The organism is Thiothrix winogradskyi, from assembly GCF_021650935.1.
GTDB classification, from domain to species: Bacteria; Pseudomonadota; Gammaproteobacteria; order Thiotrichales; family Thiotrichaceae; genus Thiothrix; species Thiothrix winogradskyi.
Genome location: NZ_CP091244.1, coordinates 1,371,315 through 1,391,646, shown reverse-complemented (window position 1 = coordinate 1,391,646; position 20,332 = coordinate 1,371,315). Strand labels below are relative to the sequence as shown.

Annotated in this window: 15 protein-coding genes; 6 read left to right on the top strand and 9 right to left on the bottom strand. The window is 51.4% G+C overall.

Going from position 1 to position 20,332, the window contains the following annotated elements; all coding sequences use genetic code 11:
* Positions 1-222 precede the first annotated feature (222 nt).
* Complete coding sequence (locus L2Y54_RS07030; protein WP_236501116.1) at positions 223-753, top strand: TlpA family protein disulfide reductase; 531 nt, start codon at positions 223-225, stop codon at positions 751-753.
* A 92-nt stretch (positions 754-845) separates the two neighbouring features.
* On the opposite strand, the gene L2Y54_RS07025 is transcribed toward L2Y54_RS07030, so the two are convergent.
* The 3 genes from L2Y54_RS07025 to surE all read right to left on the bottom strand — a co-directional run bounded on the left by L2Y54_RS07025 (position 846) and on the right by surE (position 3,062).
* Positions 846-1,505, bottom strand: a complete 660-nt coding sequence (locus tag L2Y54_RS07025) for a LysM peptidoglycan-binding domain-containing protein (protein ID WP_236501114.1) — start codon at positions 1,503-1,505, stop codon at positions 846-848.
* Between the two features lie 137 nt (positions 1,506-1,642).
* Positions 1,643-2,311 carry a protein-L-isoaspartate(D-aspartate) O-methyltransferase gene (locus tag L2Y54_RS07020; RefSeq protein ID WP_236501112.1) on the bottom strand — a complete coding sequence of 223 codons (669 nt, stop codon included), beginning with the start codon at positions 2,309-2,311 and terminating at the stop codon, positions 1,643-1,645.
* Entirely contained in the window at positions 2,298-3,062 is a 765-nt protein-coding gene (gene surE, locus L2Y54_RS07015; RefSeq protein ID WP_236501110.1) for a 5'/3'-nucleotidase SurE, read from the bottom strand. Before surE ends, L2Y54_RS07020 begins: the two co-directional genes overlap by 14 nt.
* On the opposite strand from surE, the gene L2Y54_RS07010 reads away from it, so the two are divergent.
* From L2Y54_RS07010 to L2Y54_RS07000, 3 genes are all read left to right on the top strand, one after another.
* Positions 3,061-3,585 carry a Smr/MutS family protein gene (locus L2Y54_RS07010; protein WP_236501108.1) on the top strand — a complete coding sequence of 175 codons (525 nt, stop codon included), beginning with the start codon at positions 3,061-3,063 and terminating at the stop codon, positions 3,583-3,585. The genes surE and L2Y54_RS07010 overlap by 2 nt on opposite strands.
* 65 nt (positions 3,586-3,650) lie before the next feature.
* Positions 3,651-5,729, top strand: a complete 2,079-nt coding sequence (locus L2Y54_RS07005) for a reprolysin-like metallopeptidase (protein WP_236501106.1) — start codon at positions 3,651-3,653, stop codon at positions 5,727-5,729.
* Positions 5,726-6,145, top strand: coding sequence for a hypothetical protein (locus tag L2Y54_RS07000; protein WP_236501105.1), 420 nt, complete (start codon positions 5,726-5,728; stop codon positions 6,143-6,145). The genes L2Y54_RS07005 and L2Y54_RS07000 overlap by 4 nt, the downstream gene beginning before the upstream one ends.
* Here L2Y54_RS07000 and L2Y54_RS06995 read toward each other — a convergent pair.
* From L2Y54_RS06995 to rpiA, 5 genes are all read right to left on the bottom strand, one after another.
* Positions 6,142-6,684 (bottom strand): lipoprotein intramolecular transacylase Lit, encoded by a 543-nt coding sequence (locus L2Y54_RS06995; RefSeq protein ID WP_236501103.1) that lies wholly within the window; start codon positions 6,682-6,684, stop codon positions 6,142-6,144. The genes L2Y54_RS07000 and L2Y54_RS06995 overlap by 4 nt on opposite strands.
* A 26-nt stretch (positions 6,685-6,710) precedes the next feature.
* Positions 6,711-8,795, bottom strand: coding sequence for a WD40 repeat domain-containing protein (locus L2Y54_RS06990; protein ID WP_236501101.1), 2,085 nt, complete (start codon positions 8,793-8,795; stop codon positions 6,711-6,713).
* Between the two features lie 11 nt (positions 8,796-8,806).
* A complete protein-coding gene (locus L2Y54_RS06985) occupies positions 8,807-9,514 on the bottom strand; it encodes a hypothetical protein (RefSeq protein WP_236501099.1) in 708 nt (235 codons plus the stop codon).
* Complete coding sequence (locus L2Y54_RS06980; protein ID WP_236501098.1) at positions 9,495-13,493, bottom strand: TolB-like translocation protein; 3,999 nt, start codon at positions 13,491-13,493, stop codon at positions 9,495-9,497. The genes L2Y54_RS06985 and L2Y54_RS06980 overlap by 20 nt, the downstream gene beginning before the upstream one ends.
* A 315-nt stretch (positions 13,494-13,808) precedes the next feature.
* Complete coding sequence (rpiA, locus tag L2Y54_RS06975; protein ID WP_236501097.1) at positions 13,809-14,465, bottom strand: ribose-5-phosphate isomerase RpiA; 657 nt, start codon at positions 14,463-14,465, stop codon at positions 13,809-13,811.
* 93 nt (positions 14,466-14,558) lie between these two features.
* On the opposite strand from rpiA, the gene ilvA reads away from it, so the two are divergent.
* Together ilvA and L2Y54_RS06965 are read left to right on the top strand one after the other, a co-directional pair.
* Positions 14,559-16,070, top strand: a complete 1,512-nt coding sequence (gene ilvA / locus L2Y54_RS06970) for a threonine ammonia-lyase, biosynthetic (RefSeq protein WP_236501096.1) — start codon at positions 14,559-14,561, stop codon at positions 16,068-16,070.
* A gap of 120 nt (positions 16,071-16,190) precedes the next feature.
* The gene (locus tag L2Y54_RS06965) at positions 16,191-19,631 is read left to right on the top strand and encodes an InlB B-repeat-containing protein (RefSeq protein WP_236501095.1); all 3,441 of its coding nucleotides are present in this window, start codon (positions 16,191-16,193) and stop codon (positions 19,629-19,631) included.
* Here the strand turns inward: L2Y54_RS06965 and L2Y54_RS06960 are convergent.
* Positions 19,621-20,319: a pseudouridine synthase gene (locus L2Y54_RS06960; RefSeq protein WP_236501094.1), complete on the bottom strand. Its 699-nt coding sequence runs from the start codon at positions 20,317-20,319 to the stop codon at positions 19,621-19,623. The two genes, L2Y54_RS06965 and L2Y54_RS06960, sit on opposite strands and share 11 nt — an antisense overlap.
* Positions 20,320-20,332: the final 13 nt, after the last annotated feature.

Here is a 20,332-nt window from a genome sequence, read left to right as displayed (position 1 = left end):
AATAGCCTTATGTGCTTCCGATAAATTAGAAACAGCTTAACTTACATTTTAAAAGATAGATTCATTAACCTAGTTAACGAAGCCAATCGAGAAATTTAACCGGAAATTTCCGTGATGGCAGACTACTATAGGGGTTAACCCTAAGACCACAGAACAAAAGTGATAGTCGGATAGTGGCTTATCGTAGAGTGTGTTAAGTATTGAAAAAGTTGAGGGTTCAACATGAAATTGATTAAGCGGGCTATTGCCCTAGTTACACTTTTTTTAGTATCTGCCACGGCAGTCGCGTCTGAAACACAAAAAGTACAGAATTTCAGTTTTAAAGACATTGATGGCAAAGCTCACCAATTCTCCGAATACAAAGGTAAGTGGGTCATTGTGAATTACTGGGCAACCTTTTGTGGTCCATGTGTTGCCGAAATCCCTGCCCTGAATAGCGTGGCGAAACGCTTCAAAGACAAAGCAGTCGTTTTGGGTATGGAAGCAGGTGAAACCCCAACCGATGAACTCAAGCAGTTCATGGATCAGAAAAAGATTGCCTACCCTGTCATTCCCACCCAAGACAGCACCATGTTTGCACTAGGTTTAGTCTACGGTGTGCCTACCACATTCATCGTTAACCCAGAAGGTGAAATCGTTGACACACACATGGGGGCGATCACTTCCGCCATGCTGCAAAACTACTTGAGTGCGGATAAGGCAAAAACCAGTATCGCTAAAGACAAAAGTGATTGCTTAACCGATTTCTGCTAGGAAACAAACCACGCCGCATTCACGTTTTTTCTTGCTTAACAAATAGTAAAAAGCCCGCGACTACGGCGGGCTTTTTACTTTCATGAGTCGGCTTATTTGAGCCGCAAGCGCTGTCCCGGATTAATAGGGTAATCAGGGGCTTGCAAATTATTCAAACGAATAATGTCTTTCCAATATATCCCGGTATTGCGCATGACCTGGAAGACGGTATCACCTTTTTGCACCACATATTCACCGCTGTTATTGGTGGTAGTAGTGGTTGGTGCCTTGGCTGGTGGAGCACGGTAAGTATTGGCAGGTGCTGTCGGCGCTTTGGGTGCCGCGTAATCGTAATAGCTACTGCTACCACCACCGCTATTCGCACTGTAATCGTAGTAAGGTGTGGTGGCTGGAGCGGTATAGCCATAGTTGATTGCAGGTTGCTGAGGCACAGGCGTTGTTACCGGAGGAGCCGTATAACCATAGTTATAATTTGGCGTGGTTGTCGTTGTAGTAGTAGCAGCACCACCGCTACCCGCTACACAGCCATCACCATGATGATGTGCCAGCCCCTCTGCGGGAAGCACGTGGGAATGTGTGCGCCCACAATGCGTATGCGATACCGCGTTACGGTTTACCGCACCGCGATTGGTGGTGGTATTGGTCCCGTAGTTGTTGTATCCCGTACCGGTATAATACGGGTTAGGGGCGCAGGCTGCTGCCGTTAATGCCAGCAGAGAAGTAGCGGCTGCCACTTTGATTTTTCTATCCATGATTCTTACACCTTAATGTTATTGGGGTTCAGGGATGTGAAGACACTCACATAATTCTTGAATAACTTTGGAATATATACCAAATTTAGGAAAAAACGTCTCAATATTCAAATAACGTTCGTATTTATTGCCGGATTTTACTTGATCATGGGCACAAACTGTACAGCCTCATGGTCTACGGTTGTATAAGTACCATCATCCATCCGCGTAATGACCTGTAGCCATTGCAGACCACCCTGCTTGCCCACGGGTATGATGAGCTTAGCGCCAATAGCAAGCTGCTCCAGTAAAGCCGGGGGAACTTCCTCAGGTGCTGCGGTGGCAATAATAGCATCAAAAGGTGCCTCGCTTGCCAAGCCCCAACTGCCATCACTCAGGTAGGTGCGGATGTTGCGATAATCCAATGCTTGCAAAATTTCACGGGTAGCACGGTACAGCGGCTCGATACGTTCCACCGTGAACACCTTGTCAACTAGTGGCGCAAGCACCGCTGCTTGATAGCCAGAACCTGTGCCAACTTCCAACACTTTGCGGGGTGGATTTTCACCTGCCAACAGCAGCTCGGTCATTCGTGCCACGATATAAGGCTGGGAAATGGTTTGCCCATGCCCGATAGGTAACGCCGTATCTTCATACGCACGGCTGGCGAGTGCCTCATCCACCAGCAAATGGCGCGGGGTTTTGCTGATCACCTGTAACACCGCCTCATTGCGGATGCCTTTTTCACGCAAACGCTCGACCAAACGGTTACGGGTGCGCTGCGAGGTCATGCCAATGCCTTGCACATCCAATTTACGTGGCAACATGGCAAGCCTCCAACCAGCGGGTAGTTGCTGCCAAAGCACTGTGGCGCGTCAAATCCGCATGAAGCGGGGTAATCGACACATAACCGGCTTGCACCGCGTGAAAATCCGTACCCTCGCCTGCGTCAGCCGCATCCCCCGGTGGGCCTATCCAGAAAATGTCACGCCCGCGTGGATCGTGCGCCCGAATCACCGGCTCAGAACGGTGACGATTGCCCAAGCGTGTCACACAGAAACCGCGTAGCTGTTCCCACGGCACATCCGGCACATTGATATTGAGGATCATCTGGCTGCTATCGGGGTAAGCCTTTACCTGCGGCAACAACTGCAACACCACTTTCGCCGCCGTATCAAAATGCGACACTGCGCCACGCCCCACGGCTGCCAACGACACCGCCAACGCCGGATAGCCCAGAAATCGACCTTCCATTGCGGCGGCAACCGTGCCGGAATACAACACATCATCCCCCATATTAGCCCCGGCATTGATACCGGAAATCACCATATCGGGGTCATGCGCGTACAATCCCAAACCAAGGTGGACGCAATCGGTCGGTGTGCCATTCACGCTGTAAACGTGTTCCGCGTGTTGCGTCAAGCGTAAGGGATTACGTAAGGTCAGCGAATTACTCGCCCCGCTGCAATCCTGATCGGGCGCAACTGTGATAACATCGCTGACTGTTATTAGTGCCTCACGCAGACGGTTAATACCGGGAGCGTTAACACCATCATCGTTACTGAGCAGTATATTCATGAGTACTGAAGAGTTTTCCTTATTCCGAGAATCCATGCACGATGTGAAGCCACTGCGGGTCAAGCATCATGTGGTACATCATAGCGTAAAACCGCCCGCTATACCCATGAAGACCTTGGAAGACGAACGTCAGGTGCTGCGCGATATGCTCTCGGATGCTTACGATCCGATTGAAATTCAACCCGGCGATATGCTCAGTTATTACCTGCCGGGGCTGCAAAACCGCATTGTGCGCAAATTGCGTTCCGGGCATTACCGCATTGCCAGCGAACTCGACTTACACGGTCTCAATGCCCGCGATGCCAAACAACAATTGCTGAAATTCCTGCACGATGCCCACCCCGGTCAGGGCGAATGTGTACGCATTATTCACGGCAAAGGCAACCGTTCGGCTTACAAAGGCCCGGTTATCAAAACCAAAATCAATAACTGGTTACGCCAACACGAACGCATTCTCGCGTTTCATTCCGCCCGTCCGGTTGACGGCGGAACCGGTGCAATTTACGTGTTGTTGCGTCGCTAAACCACCCAGAATGGTTTATGATTGTGCTCGAATTACGGGCATATCAATAACGACGATCAAACACAATGAAATACTTATGGGCAATATTGCCACTGTTAGTGGCAACCAACGCAAGTGCTGTACCGGCTGTGTGGCAAGATATTCAGGCGCGTGGCGCAAGCAAAGCTACCGAGTCTGGCTTACAGCATTACCGCTTACTGCATCTGGATGAAACCCAACTGTTGGCGCAACTGGCACAAACCAGCGCTGTCAGCACCGCTAATGCCCAAGCACGCACTGCTTTACCCAGCATTAGCCTGCCTTTGCCAGATGGCGGTTTCGCCAGCGTAACCGTCACCCCAACCGAAATACTCGCCCCCGACGTTGCTGCCGCTCACCCGGCTATTGGCACCTGGAAAGTTTTCGGCACTGACGGCAAAGTGATTAGTGGCGTGCTTGATTTCACACCAACAGGCTTACACGCCATGCTCGATATGGCGAATGGCGACACCCTGTTCATTGACCCGCAAGCAGATGGCACAGACCGGCAATACCTGAGTTTTCGTAAAAGTGCCAATCTGGAAGCGTTCCGGCGCGGCGACTGGTCATGCACCACGCATCAACAACCCAGCACACCAAGTTTTTCCAGCGCCATCAATGCCAATACTGCTGCACGTAATGTCGCCGCGCGCGCGGGGGAAACCCTGCACACGTATCGGCTTGCAATGGCAGCCACGGCGGAATACACCAGCTTTCACGGCGGACAAAGTGCCGCGTTTAGCTCAATTGTCACCACCGTCAATCGCATCAACCAAATTTACGAACGCGATTTGTCGACACGCTTAACCTTAGTCAGTGGCACTAATCTGGTGTACACCAATGCGCGTACTGACCCGTACAGTAACGACAACCCTGCACTAATGCTTGCAGAAAATACCACGGCATTGAATCAAGTCATCGGCGTCAATAATTATGACATCGGGCATGTGCTTGCCACCAATGGCGGCGGCTTGGCGAGTGTGGCGGTAGCTTGTGGGCAGTACAAAGCCGAAGGTGCAACCGGTTTAGCCGAACCCAAAGGTGATTCTTTTATCGTGGATTATGTGTCACATGAAATCGGGCATCAGTTGGGCGCATCACACACTTTCAACGGCATACGTGGTGCTTGTGCGGGCAGCAACCGCGAAAATGCAACGGCTTACGAACCGGGCAGCGGCAGCACGATTATGGCTTACACCGGTTTATGCAGTAATGACAATCTGCAAGTCGACAGTGACGGCATGATGCATTCTGCTTCGATCCAACAGATTCAGGACTATCTACACAATGGTGCGGGGGCAAGTTGTGCGATCAAAACCAACCTGAATAACCGTCTCCCTGCGGTGAATGCAGGCAGCGATTACACCATTCCTGCCGCCACACCTTTTACGCTCAGCGGTTCAGGGTCAGATGCGGACAGCAACACCTTGAGTTACTCATGGGAGCAATTGGACACCGGAACGGCGGCGTTCGTGAATGTCGATCTAGGGAACAACGCCCTGATTCGCGCCCGCTTGCCCACTGGCTCTCCGGTGCGCACCATCCCGCAAATGTCCGACTTGGTGGGGCGTGTGCAATCAGCGGGTGAGGTGTTGCCGGTCACGGCACGCACCCTCAATTTCCGCCTGCTGGCAAGGGATGCACGGGGTGGCATCGCTTATGACGACATGCGCATCAACGTGCAAAACACCGGCAGCACGTTTGCGGTCACTGAACCGAGCGGGACTAATCTGACCAGAGGCAGCCAGCAAAACGTCGCATGGAATGTCGCCGGTACAAATCAAGCACCGATTAATTGTGGCGCGGTCGATATTGCGGTGAGCGCTGACAATGGCAACACCTTCACCACACTCCTCAGCAACACCCCGAATGACGGCAATGCGACGGTAACGTTACCCTCGAATGCGGGCAATAACACCTACCTACGTGTCAAATGCAGTAACAATATTTTCTTTGCCTTATCGGCAACGAATCCTGCACAAGCACGTACCAGCAATGACAGTAGCACCACCAATAACATTGCGACGAACGCACTCAGCGGTGGCGGCGGCTCAATGCCTTATGCAGGGCTGTTACTGCTGGGGCTGTATGCCCTGTTACGCTTACGCAAAGGAATACCCTCATGAAATTCAAACTCTTGGCTCTATTATGGGCAGGCAGCTTAAGTGCCTGCCACGCCCCCATCGCCCCTGCCCCCTCTCAGGAAAAAGGCGTACATATTCCTTCAGCAGCCGAAATCAGCAGCGCAAAAGAACAACACTACGCCCAGCAATTACCGCTATTGCAAGCACGTAACGCCAGCGCCGACGCAACCGCGAGTATTCAGCAGGGTAAGCGCTATTTTCTGTGCAATGCGGGGCGCAGCGCTACTGTTCCCGGCATTGCGGCGGAGGTGTTCGCACAAGTACGCGATAAGTGTCCAACCGAATGTTTGGAAGGGGTAACGGATGCGCTGTACGGCGAAAACCACCGCCGTTATTTGACGGTGGCTTTGGACTATTCCGCGCAATGGAATCAGGTGATGTTGGCGGCTTGCCGTTAACGTTTACCAAATCCCATCGAACCGTTGAGTTTGATGACCAAACCGCCGAAAAATAAAGTGAGTGACCCCACGTACCACAGCGCAAACCGAAAAAAGTAATCCAGTGGAAACAGTTGAATCAAACTGCTGTCAGCAGGAAATACCCACGTCCCGACGGGAAACAATAAGGTGTGTAAAAACACAAATAACGGCAAAAAACCGCTCATCAATAACAGTAGTAATAACAAAACCGACGTTATTCCCAAATAGCCTGATGCTCGCAATACCTGACCCACAGCGCGGCGCTGCCCTATCAGCAACACCACACTTCCTGCCAACACCCAGTAACAATACTGTTCAATCGTCGCAAACAAACGTCTGACATCCAACAAGTGGCGTTTTTCAGTCAACGTCAGCCATTCCATGTGTGGAAAACCACTGTCTCCAGCCCCTAGCAAATAAGCCACGACCATCTGACGCTGCGGGTCAACTTCCAGAAAGTGGTAATACACAGACAATCCACCCACCCAAATCCCCAAGTAAATGGCACTGGCTAACACGACACCGCTTAGCCAATGCCACCACCTTAATGGAAGGGTTGAATCAAATCTTTCCACAGCACTGTCTGCACACGATCGGTAACACCATTACCATCCTTATCGGTTTCAATCCTGAGTTGTTGGCTATTCAGCACCGACACTACCGTAATCTGACCATTGGCTTTGGGCTTCAAGTGCTGAATACGCAACTTGCCCGCGTAAGGATAATCTTCAAAAGCACTTAACAGCACAGGTTCCAGCGTCGTAACAGCATAATCGCCACTACTCACCAAACTACCGCGCACAGCCTGCAACGCAAGTTGTGCAGTGTAAGTCATGCTAGAGGAATCTGTCGTTGGATCCGTCTCCAAACGTGCTTCCAAATTGGAAAAACCATAAGTCCCTTTATCATCCACGTGTAAATCCAACTGGCTAGCTATCAACACTGCCAGCACCGGACTAACACCGTCCAACGGTTCAGTCATAGCGACACCCAGACTACCTGTCAACCTAGCAGGTGTATGCCCATCATCCATCAGCAAGTCTGTCAGACGCACCGTCGTGTCTGTTTTCACGGCTTCCAAATCTTGGCTATTGCTTTGCAAACGTAAGCCATAAGCACCGGTCATAGTCAACTTATCATCGCCACACTGTGCCACATTGACAGCAAAATCATCGTTAGCACTAGCATAACGCTGGTCATTATTCGCATCGGTAAACGTGAATTGGTAACTCCCCTTCGGACAGGCTAACGTAGTCTGATTGATCTTTTGTAAAAAAGCATTGCTTAAACGCTCAGGTTGTTTCAATAAGTCGGGAATGGCCAATACCGGCTTCATTCCATCCAACACCAAAGCCGTTAGCTGCCGTGAAATTTCCGGGGAATTATCCACCGGATCATCCGGGATGTACGGCCCTTCTGTACCGGGCATCGCCAAACTCGATAACAGTTGTCCGTTAACAGGACTCCAGACGCGCAACGTAACATCATCCGTAGTCACACCCAACTGCCCACTGAGCGGATGAAACGCCAAGGCATGAACCGCTCCACTACCCGCTGCCCCAAACTGACTGGATACACCACTCAACGGCTTGGCACTTGGCTGACGGCTACCCACTGCTGGTAATGACCAGATGCCAACCATTCCACCCGCATCACCCGTTGCCAGCGTGACACCATCATTGGCTAATGCTAAAGCATAGATGGGCTGGTCATGCTGCCCCAATACACCCAGAGCAGTACGGCTTACCATATCCCAGCGCCGAATTTGCCCATCGCCACCCGCACTAATGAGCTGCTGCCCATCGGTAGAAAATACCAAACCGTATGCAGCCCCTTGGTGTTTCCCCAATAGTGCTAATAATTCACCCGTCAGTGGATTCCAGAGTTTCACCTGACCATCAGCACCTGCCGAAGCCAACACTTGCCCATCCGGTGAATATTGCACCGCATACACGCTGCCCATGTGGGCGCTCCAGGTATGCATGACCTCACGGCGACTATGATCCCAAACCTGCATTTGCCCACCATTGCCCGCCACCGCGATGAAACTACCCGCTGGGCTAAAATGCAGCGCACGAATACTCCCTACACTGCCGGTCGATGTGCCAAACTCCCCGATCGAACCGTTAGTATTCAACCAGAAACGTATATTGCCATCACGCCCCCCCGTTGCCACCAAACGGCTATCCACCGTGGTCGCAAACGCCTGTACCCAGTCGGTGTGTCCGGCAATAGCTTGACGTAAGAAGTAATGGCTGCCATCCCAGACCTTGAATACTTTGTCACGGTTGCCCGCCAACAATAGGGAAGCATCCGGCAACCATGTTAGTGGGTAGCTACGGTTTTGGGCGGTATCCTCAACGAATACCGGTTCGGGTACTACCACAGGAGGTACAACCACAGGCGGTTCAGGTGTCACACTACCGCCACCTGTACTGGTATTACTACCCGATGTTTCGTTAGAAGCATTTGGATTATCGCTTGGCACAACCGCTGGTGGAGTCACCACCACTGGCGTGGTTGTCGTATTCACTTCTGCCGGAGCAGCAGTAATACCCGATCCCGCACCGCCGCAAGCCGCCAGACTCGCCAGTAACATCATCAGGAAGAGTGTTTTTATGCTATTCATGCGCTAACCGCCTAAAAATGGTAACGGAGGCTCAGACTGGCCTTAAGTTGCTGATCACCAGACAGGTGTGTGTCGGCTTGTAGGGTGGAAAGGTACTTGTCAGCTTCTGCCTGTAAGTCCTGCTCTAGGTAAGGCAAACGGAACGGATTAGCCGTGTGGATGCTGAATTCAGGGTCAAGCCCAGCTAACACCCCCACTTCTGCACCGACTTGCCAACCTTTGCGTGCCGACGAATGCCAACCCATTCCGACATAAGGAATAAGGGATGCATACGCAACCCGCCCTTCCGGTTCATCCAGATGCATACCGGCATATTGCCTGCCATTCAGGGTATAAGCTGAACGTGGCTCAGGGTTGGCATCCCAGCGCGTCCCCTGCTGCGGGTGGATAATGCCAGCAGCAACGTACCAACCACTATCCCCTGCCAGCTTGCGATCGAGGTATACGCCCACATCGGTGCGCTCACGGTTTTCGGTGAAACGAATCAGGCTAATCAAGTGTTCTTCTGTACCGCTGTAATGGTCAAAACCGGCACGTACTCGCCAGCGCTCACTGGCATTCCATGCCACTTCCCCGCCAATAGCGTCACCGCTATCAGCGGCATAACTGGCACGCACGGTAACGGCATCCGGCAATAGGTGCTCATTCGCATCCACTGCCGGTATCCATGCCAACAAGCACCCGCAAGCCAAGTAACGTTTAAGGTGTTGGTGTTGCATGGCTGCGCGGCTCAATCACAAGGAACGGGGTTCCGTAATTCACATAATTGCTGAAATACGCCTGTACCCACGCTGGTGCAGCAACAGGTTGCTGGATTTCCTGTAACGGATCGAAGTTGAAGATCGTCACGGGTTGATCATTCGCATCTTTATTGAAGCCGTAGAATGCACCGTCTTCTGCGACGACAACCGCCCGCACATTCGCGTAAGTAGCCGCTGGATATTGCACACCTGTTACAAGATCGGTTTTTGCGGGGAACGCAAAGTCACCCAACGGCTTGTCTTTACCTGTTACCAGATTCAACACGTTTAGGCGATCAACACCGTCATTGACCCATTTGCTCATGAAAGTAGCGCGTTTCCAAGTATAAACAGCAAGGGTATTGGAGCCATCTGCCAATTTGGTACGGTATTCGGGAACAATTGTTTCCTCGCCTTCGCCACAACCCAAGCCGATGTACCAGTCACCGTTTTTATTAGCGCTGAGTTTAGATTCCAGTAAACCCTGCAATTCACCGTTGGGGCAAGCTGGATTACTCAGGTGATCCAATCCTTCTGCCGGTCGCCACCAAATCAGGTAATTCGTTTGCTTGTGCATATCACTGTCTTTGTTTGGCTCGTGATTCAAGGTAATGCTGAACAATACAGCGGCATTGGTTTCATCCACCACATGAATTCGCTGTGCTTTCTGATCCACGAAATATAACCAGCCTTTCTCAGCACGACGGTAAACGGTTGTCCAGTTATTGGAATAACCATTAATTACCCCAACCCGTGTATCTTTAGGTTCAGTCGGGTTGTTTGAGTTATATTCCAAGCGGCGCAATTCCCCTGCATTAGCATTTCCACCCGTATCACGCACCGTATAAAACGCATACGCATTCGGCAATGTTGCAACGGGCGCTGGAACTTGATAATCCGACTGCACCGTGACGGGAATTGTTTGCGAGGTCGAACTGAGGTGTCCATCCGTCACCTTGAAGCGGAAACTTTGTTCACCACGATCGCCCAAAATGGCATAGGTTTTCATCTTGGCAGACTTAAAACTGTCGTATTCCAGCGCCAGCATCGCATCACGGAAGGTGTGTATTTTATTACTGCTGCCATCAAGGAAAATTTGTGATAATTCATTTTCACCATCCGGGTCATACCAAGTAATCGGCTCAGATAAAACCTTTGGATCATCGTATTCACGAATCACGATAGATTCAATCGGTGCATTAACAAGGGGAGTTTGATTGGTCACACCTTCCCAATTACCCGTAACCCAATTATGCAGTGCCACATAATCGGGGTCGCCTGCCGATAAAACCGCCGGATGTTTGACCCGATGCACCTCACTCGTCAGTGAATTGCCATTGCTGTCCTGTCCGAGGGCGTAACGCAAAAGTTCTGATTGCTCAGGATTCTCAAAGTCAATCCGGTAGCTGGCAGATTCCAACGTTTGATCCATGGATGTGGTTAAATTGCTTTGCCAACCGAGCATGGAATACTGGGTATCATCCTTTTTTGCCACATGATTACGGATAATAAACCGCATCATACGGTCACGGTTGCCGGTATTGGTGCTGAAACGTTTTTCTAGCGGCAAGCCAAAACTAGGGTCTTCCAAGCCCCCGCCGTTAGCACCCGTAAAGCCGTTATGGCAACTGAAGCAATTGTTGACCATCGCTTGGTAAGCTTTTTGCCCGGCTGCACCGCTGCGATAATTACCCGGCTTACCGGCTTTAGGGGTAAAGCTTTCCGCCACCCGATCCGATAATCCCGCAGGCATTTGCGTAGACGAATAAGTAATAAAGGTTTGAATATCCTCGGCTGTCCAGTGCTGGCTATGGTCGTATTGCCCATTAATATTCGCAATGGATTGTGTCACAACAGCATCGTATGCTGCCCCATAATCGCCAGGACGGTCTAAAGCGCGACTGGCTTTATTGGGGTAGCCGCTGTCCTCTTCAACTGTCAAATCATCGTTCAGCAACAAACTCCACAGGAAGGGAGCCGGACGGTAATCACCGTTCATTCCCAACGGGCTAATGGAATTGCTGGAGTAAGCCACTTTGCGTCCATCCGGCAATAAATGTGCCCCTTGCACCAAGGTGCGATAAGTTGCATTCATTGCCTCTGGCCCCGAAACATTAGACAAATTCAACTTACTGCCCGCTTGATGGCAACTGGCACAAGACTTCTCACTATTCTTTGCCGGTTTGAATAACAACGGCATAATATCACGATGAAAATCAGGCACATCATCCGCAGCACGGTAGCTGCTAATGTCTGGCACACCCTCAAGATTACCGCGCATTTTTTGTGCTGCAATCGAATCGTAATCCGCGTACTTATCCAGATTCACTTGATCACGTTCTTGATGGCATTGGTTACAGGCATTCACGCGGTTAGGCACAAAGCTGACTTCCTGCAATTCCGAACGTACCGGCAACCAAATGTCTTTACCGCTCGATTGATGGACGAAGCGCTTATTGACCTTCCACACATACAACCCTTCTTTGAGAATAACGCCCAATGAACCATCGTCTTCCGGGTGAATAAACTCACTGGCTGGAACGCTCATTTCTGGGTTGTTCTGTAATCCGAGAGTCTTGGAATCATTAAAATGATGAGAGGGTAAGAAAAATTGCATGGCAATGTCTTCTTTCTTTAAACCATCAAGCTGGTGCTGCATTCCATTATCCGATTCCAGCAGGTTTTCCACGAGGAAACCGGAACGTCCGTTCAAATGTGGATTCGTGAAGGAAACCCGGCTTTCACCCAAATCATGCTGATCAGAGGGCGCAATCAATTCGCGCTCGGGTGGGTAAAAGCTGCGGGCTTGCACAAAATGGTAATCGTTGGTTTGCGGTGTTAATTGCACACCCTTACCCGTCGGGGCAGGAGCGCCTGCTACCGGAGGGAAATCTTTAACGTAAAGCTGATAGGTATACTCACTGTCATCACGGTAAGAGTAAATAAAACTTTCATCGTTATAGTGCTCAGGATTGCGCGAAATATCGGTATCGGTTGCCCCCACCCGTTTAACTTGTTGCAAATACAATTTGTCACTGCGTAATTCCTGATGATGACGCAAGGTCATCAGCACATCACCTTCAGCCGCAAACTGTTTATCTTTGCGATTGCCTTGTGTCATCAAGACAAAGTTTTTGAATGGTCCAGAACGCACGACCCGTCCTTGGAATAGATTCTGACTACCGCGATCCGAGGCACTTTCTTGCCCAAAAAAGGTAAACCCATCGCTACCGTCAATTTGTATTTTCCACAAGGAAAAGCGGTTAATATCTCCCTGATGTTCCCATTGGGTAAACACGGCAATGCGCGTGCCATCATGCCCCGTTAATACAAATGGCTCTGTTTGGTGGGAGTTATTGAAACCAATGCGCACGGTATCACCAGTCTGCGCATCCATTGTATGAATCAGTGGGGTCGGAGCGCGGTCATACTCGTCACGCATCAATTCCTTGCGAGCATAGTTAAGCGGGATTTCGTCTTTAGCAACGGTCTTGGCGACAACCAACATTTCACGTTTGGTATCTGGGTCATTGCCAATGTAGGTGGGATAAGTGAAATGCGTGGCATCATCTTTGCTGATTTTGGTCAAAGCAAAGGTTTTCAGGTCATAACGGTAAATACCAAGATGGGTTTCACGCCCACTGCCACTAAGCGGGGTACGTGCCATCGAAACGTAGAGACTGCGCCCATTCGGAGCAACATCGAAACTGTGGATACGGATTTTTTCGACATCTTTGCAATTGTTATCCAATTGTGGCAACAATTGCCAAGTACGGGTCGTACCATCGGCTAATTTACGCGAAACCAATAGCTTATCTTCATAACCATCGGCATCGTAACCCTGTTCAGGAAAGCGCAAATCGGCGCGTGTGTCTAACTTTGACCAACCTAAATAGAAAATATCCGGGTGTTTACGCCCGTCCACTCCCAATTCCACTGCATCACGCGGGACATACAACGCCCCATCCTCAACATTGGGAAGGCTGCTACAACTGACAATATCGGGCGTTCCTAACCCCTCGATAACTTCATTGCTAGGTGAGATACACCCCTGCAAAAGCAGTAAAGTGCATAGTAATAGTATCCACGTCAGAATACCTGATTTGCGTGTTGAAGACCCCACGACGCCCCTCGCTATAAAAAAACCATATGAGATTAAATTTACAGCAAGCGAGCGTGGCATTCAAGAAAATTAACAAACCATTAATTAAATTAATTTAAATCAGCATTGCGCCCCAAAAAAGGGCGCAATACGTCGAGTAAACCCAAGCACTCACACTAAGGTGCGCACCCCATTTGCACCCGCCAGAATCAGCACATCCGCCGGGCGAATCGCAAACAAACCATTGGTCACAACCCCCGGAATCTGGTTCAAACGGTTTTCCATCTCGACCGGATTGGTGATTTCCAAGCCGTGTACATCCAGAATAATATTGCCATTGTCAGTCGTAAAACCGGTACGCAACACGGGATTCCCCCCCAACTTCACCATTTCCCGCGCCACCAACGCCTGCGCCATCGGAATCACTTCCAGTGGCAATGGGAACTTACCCAGTGTGTTTACCAACTTAGAATCGTCGGCAATGCACACAAACTTGTCGCTTGCGCCCGCCACGATCTTTTCGCGGGTCAATGCCCCGCCGCCGCCTTTCACCAAATGCAAATGTTCGTTGGACTCATCCGCGCCATCCACATACAACGACAATTGCCCAGCTTCGTTCAAATCCAGCACGCGGAAACCGTGCGCTTCCAAGCGATTAGCACTGGCGATGGAGCTGGCAACGGTCGCTTCCACTTTGTGCTTAATCCCTGCCAACAAGTCGATGAAATGGTTGGCGGTCGAACCCGTGCCAATTCCCACGATCATGCCCGGTTGGACGTATACCAGCGCGGCTTCTGCTGCCGCTTTTTTCATAGCATCTTGGTTCATAAACTTTCCTGTGATGTTGTAAAAATCTTTCGCAAACCGAAGTTTGCAATATACTAGCCCACACGTAAAGGCAGAGCCGCAAAAGTTGGAACCATGAACAAATCGCTGATCAAACGCATTCTCACCGCCCGCGTCTACGACGTGGCTATCGAAACCCCACTGGAACGGGCGCGTAGCCTGAGTACCCGCTTGGGCAATGAAATCTACCTCAAGCGCGAAGACTTGCAGCCAGTATTTTCCTTTAAGCTGCGCGGCGCATTCAACAAAATGTTTTTGCTCTCGCCGGAAGAACGCGCCCACGGCGTTGTCGCGGCTTCGGCGGGCAATCACGCGCAAGGTGTCGCGCTTTCTGGTACGAAACTCGGCATTAAAACCACCATTGTCATGCCCAAGACCACACCCGACATCAAGGTCAATGCGGTGAAAGCGTTTGGCGGCAATGCGGTATTGCATGGCAATTCCTACGACGAAGCCTACGCTTACGCTCGCGAATTGGAACGCGAACACCACATGACGTTCGTGCATCCCTTCGACGATCTCGATGTGATCGCCGGGCAAGGCACAATTGGCATGGAAATCTTGCGCCAACATTCCGACCCGATTGAAGCGGTATTTTTGTGCGTCGGCGGCGGTGGTTTGATTGCAGGCGTGGGCAGTTACCTCAAATATCTCTACCCTGACATCAAAATCATCGGGGTGGAACACGAAGAAGCGCCCACCTTGCACGCCTCGTTAGCGGCGGGCGAACGGGTGCAACTGGCACAAGTCGGCACATTTGCGGATGGGGCTGCGGTCAAACTGATCGGTGAAAATACCTTCGAGATTGCCAAACACATTGTCGATGAAGTGATTTTGGTCAGTACCGACGAAACCTGCGCCGCGATCAAAGATGTGTTTGAAGACACCCGCACCCTGCTCGAACCGGCAGGCGCGTTAGCCGTAGCAGGTATCAAAAAATACGTGGCACGCGAAAACATTCAGGGCAAACATCTGATTGCGACCGCCAGCGGCGCGAATATCAACTTCGACCGCTTGCGCCACGTCGCCGAACGTGCCGAGTTGGGCGAAGGGCGTGAAATGTTGCTGGCGGTAACGATTCCTGAAAGACCGGGCAGTTTCCGCGAATTCTGCCACGACATTAGCAACCGCCCGATCACCGAATTCAACTACCGCTATGCGGATGCACGTGATGCGCAAGTGTTCGCGGGAGTGAAGATTGCGGGCAAGCAGGAACGCGCTACCTTGCTGGGGGATTTGCAGGCGAAAGGCTATTCCGTCACTGATTTAACCGATAACGAAGTGGCGAAAATTCACCTGCGTTACATGGTGGGCGGGCATTCCAATGGCGCGGAGCATGAAGTGTTGTACCGCTTCACCTTCCCCGAACGCCCCGGCGCATTGCTGCATTTCCTCACCAGCATGAGCGCGGGGTGGAATATCAGCTTGTTCCATTACCGTAATCACGGCTCGGATTTCGGGCGCGTGTTGGTGGGGATGCAAGTGCCAGCGCAGGAACGCGGTGAATTTTGCGAGTTTCTGGAAAAGCTGGGGTATGAGTATTGGGATGAGACGGAGAATCAAGCTTATCAGCGGTTTTTGGGGTAACTCAACAAATCAATCCACTCCAATGCATCATAAATTAAGTTGATTATTTTAATGCCATCTGCAAAGATAGATTTTGCTTATTAACAGCAGTCTACATAAACCGAGCAGGGCGGTATTGGCATGAAACTGAAGACACACTTTCGAGGCATTTGGGTAGCCACAGCCAGCACACTGCTGGCATTCGCGGCTACCCTCTCCACTGTTCAAGCGAGCGAGACGGTTGCACCGTTAACAGGGCGACAAGCCGTGACCACCAATGTTGGTGGTACACCCGTTACGTATCATGTGCCGCAAACCATCAAACCGCTATTATCGGCGGATGGCAAGCAGTTAGGCACTGGTGCGGTGCGCCCCGTAGTGGTCATTGCAGACCCTAACCCATCACCCAGTATGATCAGAATTCCTCCGCCCAATTTCAGCAAAGCAAACGGTATCAATAAGCTAACCGCCCCTACTGCACAATTTTCGATAGACTATGTTCCCGCTGGTGGAACGGATCTATGGGGTGAACCGTGTTACACATTTCCAGAATCCGCCAAAACGGCCTATCAAGCGGCTGCCAATATCTGGGCGGAAACCATTCAATCAGCCGTGCCTATTCGTATCAAGGCTTGTTGGGCTAACTTCGCTGGTAGCACCCTTGGCTATGCAGGCGGCGGTTATCTCTTCCAAAACTTCCCGAACGCCCCCAAAGCCAATACTTGGTATGCAGAACCATTAGCCAATGCACTATCCAGTACTGACAGAAGTGCCGCCAGTTACGACATTCACATCACGTTTAACGGCAACTTTCCTTGGTATCACGGGACGGATGGAAATACGCCAACCGGTCAATATGACTTAGTAAGTGTCGTACTCCACGAAATTGGGCATGGTCTGAATCTGGCGGGGTTCATGGATTACGCTTCAGGAGAAGGTGCTTATGGAGGTGGCAGTGGTTTACCTAGCATTTACGATACCTTTGTGAAAGATGGTAATGGTGTGCCATTACTGAATACTGCTGTCTACACTAATCCTTCTATTGCGCTAGGGGCGGCACTTACTTCCAATAATTTGTGGTTTGATGGCACGGCTGCGAGAGCCGCCAATGGCAATCAGGCAGTAAAACTGTATGCACCCTCCGCATGGAGTCCCGGCTCTAGTTATAGCCATTTGGATTACGCTACGTTTGCTAATACTGACAACAAACTCATGGTTTACGCACTGTCTGCCGGTTCATCTATCCATAATCCTGGCAATGTAACACGCGGAATACTTCAGGATTTGGGCTGGACAGTCAATTCGCTTGCAAACGACTCCACCCCCGACACTTTCACTTTCACCGACCAAACCAATGTGGCACTCTCCACAGCGATTGTATCGGCATCCATTACCGTCAGCGGTATCAATGCTGCCGCAAGCATCAGTGTGTTTAACGGGGAGTACAGTATCAATGGCGGGGCTTTCACCTCAACCGCAGGCACAGTTAATAACGCCGACAGCATCACTGTGCGCCATACCTCTGGCGGCAGCCATTCCGAAAACATAGACACCACACTGACTATTGGTGGCGTAACGGATACATTTACCAGCACCACCTTACCCGCCCCTATTGTGACTCATACCCTTAACGTCAACAAAACAGGCACAGGTTCGGGAACAGTCACCAGCATACCAGCAGGTATCAATTGTGGTACAGACTGCTACAAAATTTACCCTAACAATACCAGTATTACCCTCACTGCCACAGCGGATGTGGGTTCACGCTTCATTGGTTGGGCAGGTGATTGCAGTAGCTCAACTGGCACAACCTGCACACTCAGCATGACGGATACACGCTACGCTACTGCACACTTCATGCCGGACACCCACACCCTCAACGTCACCAAAACAGGAACAGACGCAGGAACAGTCACCAGCACACCCGCCGGTATCAACTGCGGCACGGACTGCACCGAAACCTACCCTACCAGCGGAAAAATTATCAAATTAACCGCCGTCGTGGGTACAAACTCCCTATTCACTGGCTGGTCAGGCGCTTGCAGCGGCACCAGCACCACCTGTAACGTGACCGTCACGAACCTGCAAAATGTCACTGCCAATTTCAATTACATCACCTACAACCTGACAACGGTAAAGGTTGGCAATGGCACGGTCAGCAGCTCACCCGCTGGCATTGACTGCGGCACAGACTGTACCGAAGCCGTCAACAAAGGCAGCCCTGTCACTCTCACCGCCACGCCAGATGCAGGTTACAAGTTCAGCGGCTGGACGGGCGGCTGCACCGGAACAGCAACCACCTGTACCGTCACCATGAGTGCAGCCAAAACGGTGACCGCCACTTTCAAAGCCACTTTCCCCCTAACCGTCAGCAAAACAGGCACGGGAACGGGCAGAGTCGCCGCCACTGGCATTAACTGTGACACCAGTGCCACGCCAGACTGCACCGAGACGTATATTAAAGATGCCGCCGTAACCCTCACCGCAACGGCAACCGCAGGCTCACGTTTCACAGGCTGGTCAGGTGCTTGCAGTGGCACAACCTGTTCCGTCACCATGAATGAAGCCAAAAATGTCACGGCAAACTTTGACTTCATCACTTTCAATCTAGCAATCACCAAAGTAGGCAATGGCAGCGTTACCAGCAACCCCGCAGGTATTGACTGTGGCACAGACTGTGCCGAAGCTTTCCGTTCAATGACACCTGCCACCGCTGTGACCCTCACCGCCACACCGGATACGGGGTACAAGTTCACTGGTTGGACGGGCGGCTGTAGCGGTACACTCACTACTTGTAACGTCAGCATGAGTGCTGCCAAAACGGTGACGGCAACCTTCAAAGCCATCTTCCCCCTCACCGTCAGCAAAACAGGTACAGGCACGGGCAGAGTCACCGCCACCAACATTAACTGTGACACCAGTGCCGCACCAGACTGCACCGAAACGTATCTCAAGGATACCCGAATAACCCTCACCGCAACGGCAACCGCAGGCTCACGCTTCACAGGGTGGTCAGGTGCTTGCACGGGTACAACCTGTAGCGTCACCATGAATGAAGCTAAAAATGTCACGGCAAACTTTGACTTCATCACCTTCAATCTGACGGTCGCCAAGGTAGGCAATGGCAGCGTTACCAGCAACCCTGCTGGTATTGACTGTGGCGCAGACTGTACCGAAGCCTTCCGTTCGATGACACCTGCCACCGCTATTACTCTAACCGCCACACCGGATGCGGGTTACAAGTTCATGAGTTGGACAGGCGGCTGTAGCGGTACAGCAACTACTTGCACCGTGAGTATGAGTGCTGCTAAAAGCGTGATCGCCACGTTTAGACCAATCTTTACCCTAACCGTCAATAAAGTGGGGACGGGTACAGGCACAGTTACTAGCACGCCAATCGGCATCAACTGTGGCGCAGACTGCACCGAGGACTACGTAAGTGGCACGGCTGTCACCCTGACTGCCAGAGCAGCGACGGGTTCACGCTTCACTGGCTGGAGCGGCTCTTGTAGCGGCACATCGACTTGCCGCGTGGCTCTATCCGCCGCCGCAGCAGCGGTCGCCAATTTTGTCACGCCGTAAGTAGCCTCAATTCACTCACGCTCAACTCCCGCCACTCACCCGGCGGGAGTTCCGTATCCAACACCACCCCACCAATCCGCTCCCGATGCAAACTTTCCACCCGATTCCCCACCGCCGCCAACATGCGTTTCACCTGATGGTATTTGCCTTCCGAAATCGTAATCCGTGCCTGATTGTCCGGTAAAATATCAACCTCCGCCGGTTTAGTCAGCCCCTTTTCGCCATTTAATTGCACACCTGTACGCAAGGCTTGCGCCCCCGCCTCCGACAACTCCCACGCCAACGTCGCCAAATACGTTTTCGGCACATGGTGTTTCGGCGCAGAAATGCGGTGCGACCAATCGCCATCATTGGTAAGCAACAACAAGCCCGTCGTATCCTTATCCAAGCGCCCCACCACATGCAGCGTTTTGCGGTGCGGATGATCAATCAAATCCAACACCGTGGGATGCTCCGGGTCTTCCCGCGCACTCACCACGCCTGCGGGTTTATGCAACATCAAATAAATATCACCGGGCAAGGTCAGCGGCGCATCGTCCAACGTCACCGCCGCCGTGGTCGGCTCAATGTGTGTCGACGTTTTCGTCACACGCACACCATCCACCTCCACCCATCCACACCGAATGGCTTTTTGTGCATCCACCCGCGTGAGTGCGGCGGCCTGACTGACGAACTGATCTAAACGCATGATAGGGTTACTG

Bases quoted from the DNA above. Each gene is read 5' to 3' on its own strand.
- L2Y54_RS07005 (WP_236501106.1), top strand. From the start codon at position 3,651: ATGAAATACTTATGGGCAATATTGCCACTGTTAGTGGCAACCAACGCA.
- L2Y54_RS07025 (WP_236501114.1), bottom strand. From the start codon at position 1,505: ATGGATAGAAAAATCAAAGTGGCAGCCGCTACTTCTCTGCTGGCATTA.
- L2Y54_RS06960 (WP_236501094.1), bottom strand. From the start codon at position 20,319: ATGCGTTTAGATCAGTTCGTCAGTCAGGCCGCCGCACTCACGCGGGTG.
- L2Y54_RS07000 (WP_236501105.1), top strand. From the start codon at position 5,726: ATGAAATTCAAACTCTTGGCTCTATTATGGGCAGGCAGCTTAAGTGCC.
- L2Y54_RS06990 (WP_236501101.1), bottom strand. From the start codon at position 8,795: ATGAATAGCATAAAAACACTCTTCCTGATGATGTTACTGGCGAGTCTG.
- rpiA (WP_236501097.1), bottom strand. From the start codon at position 14,465: ATGAACCAAGATGCTATGAAAAAAGCGGCAGCAGAAGCCGCGCTGGTA.
- surE (WP_236501110.1), bottom strand. From the start codon at position 3,062: ATGAATATACTGCTCAGTAACGATGATGGTGTTAACGCTCCCGGTATT.
- L2Y54_RS07010 (WP_236501108.1), top strand. From the start codon at position 3,061: ATGAGTACTGAAGAGTTTTCCTTATTCCGAGAATCCATGCACGATGTG.
- L2Y54_RS07030 (WP_236501116.1), top strand. From the start codon at position 223: ATGAAATTGATTAAGCGGGCTATTGCCCTAGTTACACTTTTTTTAGTA.
- L2Y54_RS06965 (WP_236501095.1), top strand. From the start codon at position 16,191: ATGAAACTGAAGACACACTTTCGAGGCATTTGGGTAGCCACAGCCAGC.
- ilvA (WP_236501096.1), top strand. From the start codon at position 14,559: ATGAACAAATCGCTGATCAAACGCATTCTCACCGCCCGCGTCTACGAC.
- L2Y54_RS06985 (WP_236501099.1), bottom strand. From the start codon at position 9,514: ATGCAACACCAACACCTTAAACGTTACTTGGCTTGCGGGTGCTTGTTG.
- L2Y54_RS07020 (WP_236501112.1), bottom strand. From the start codon at position 2,311: ATGTTGCCACGTAAATTGGATGTGCAAGGCATTGGCATGACCTCGCAG.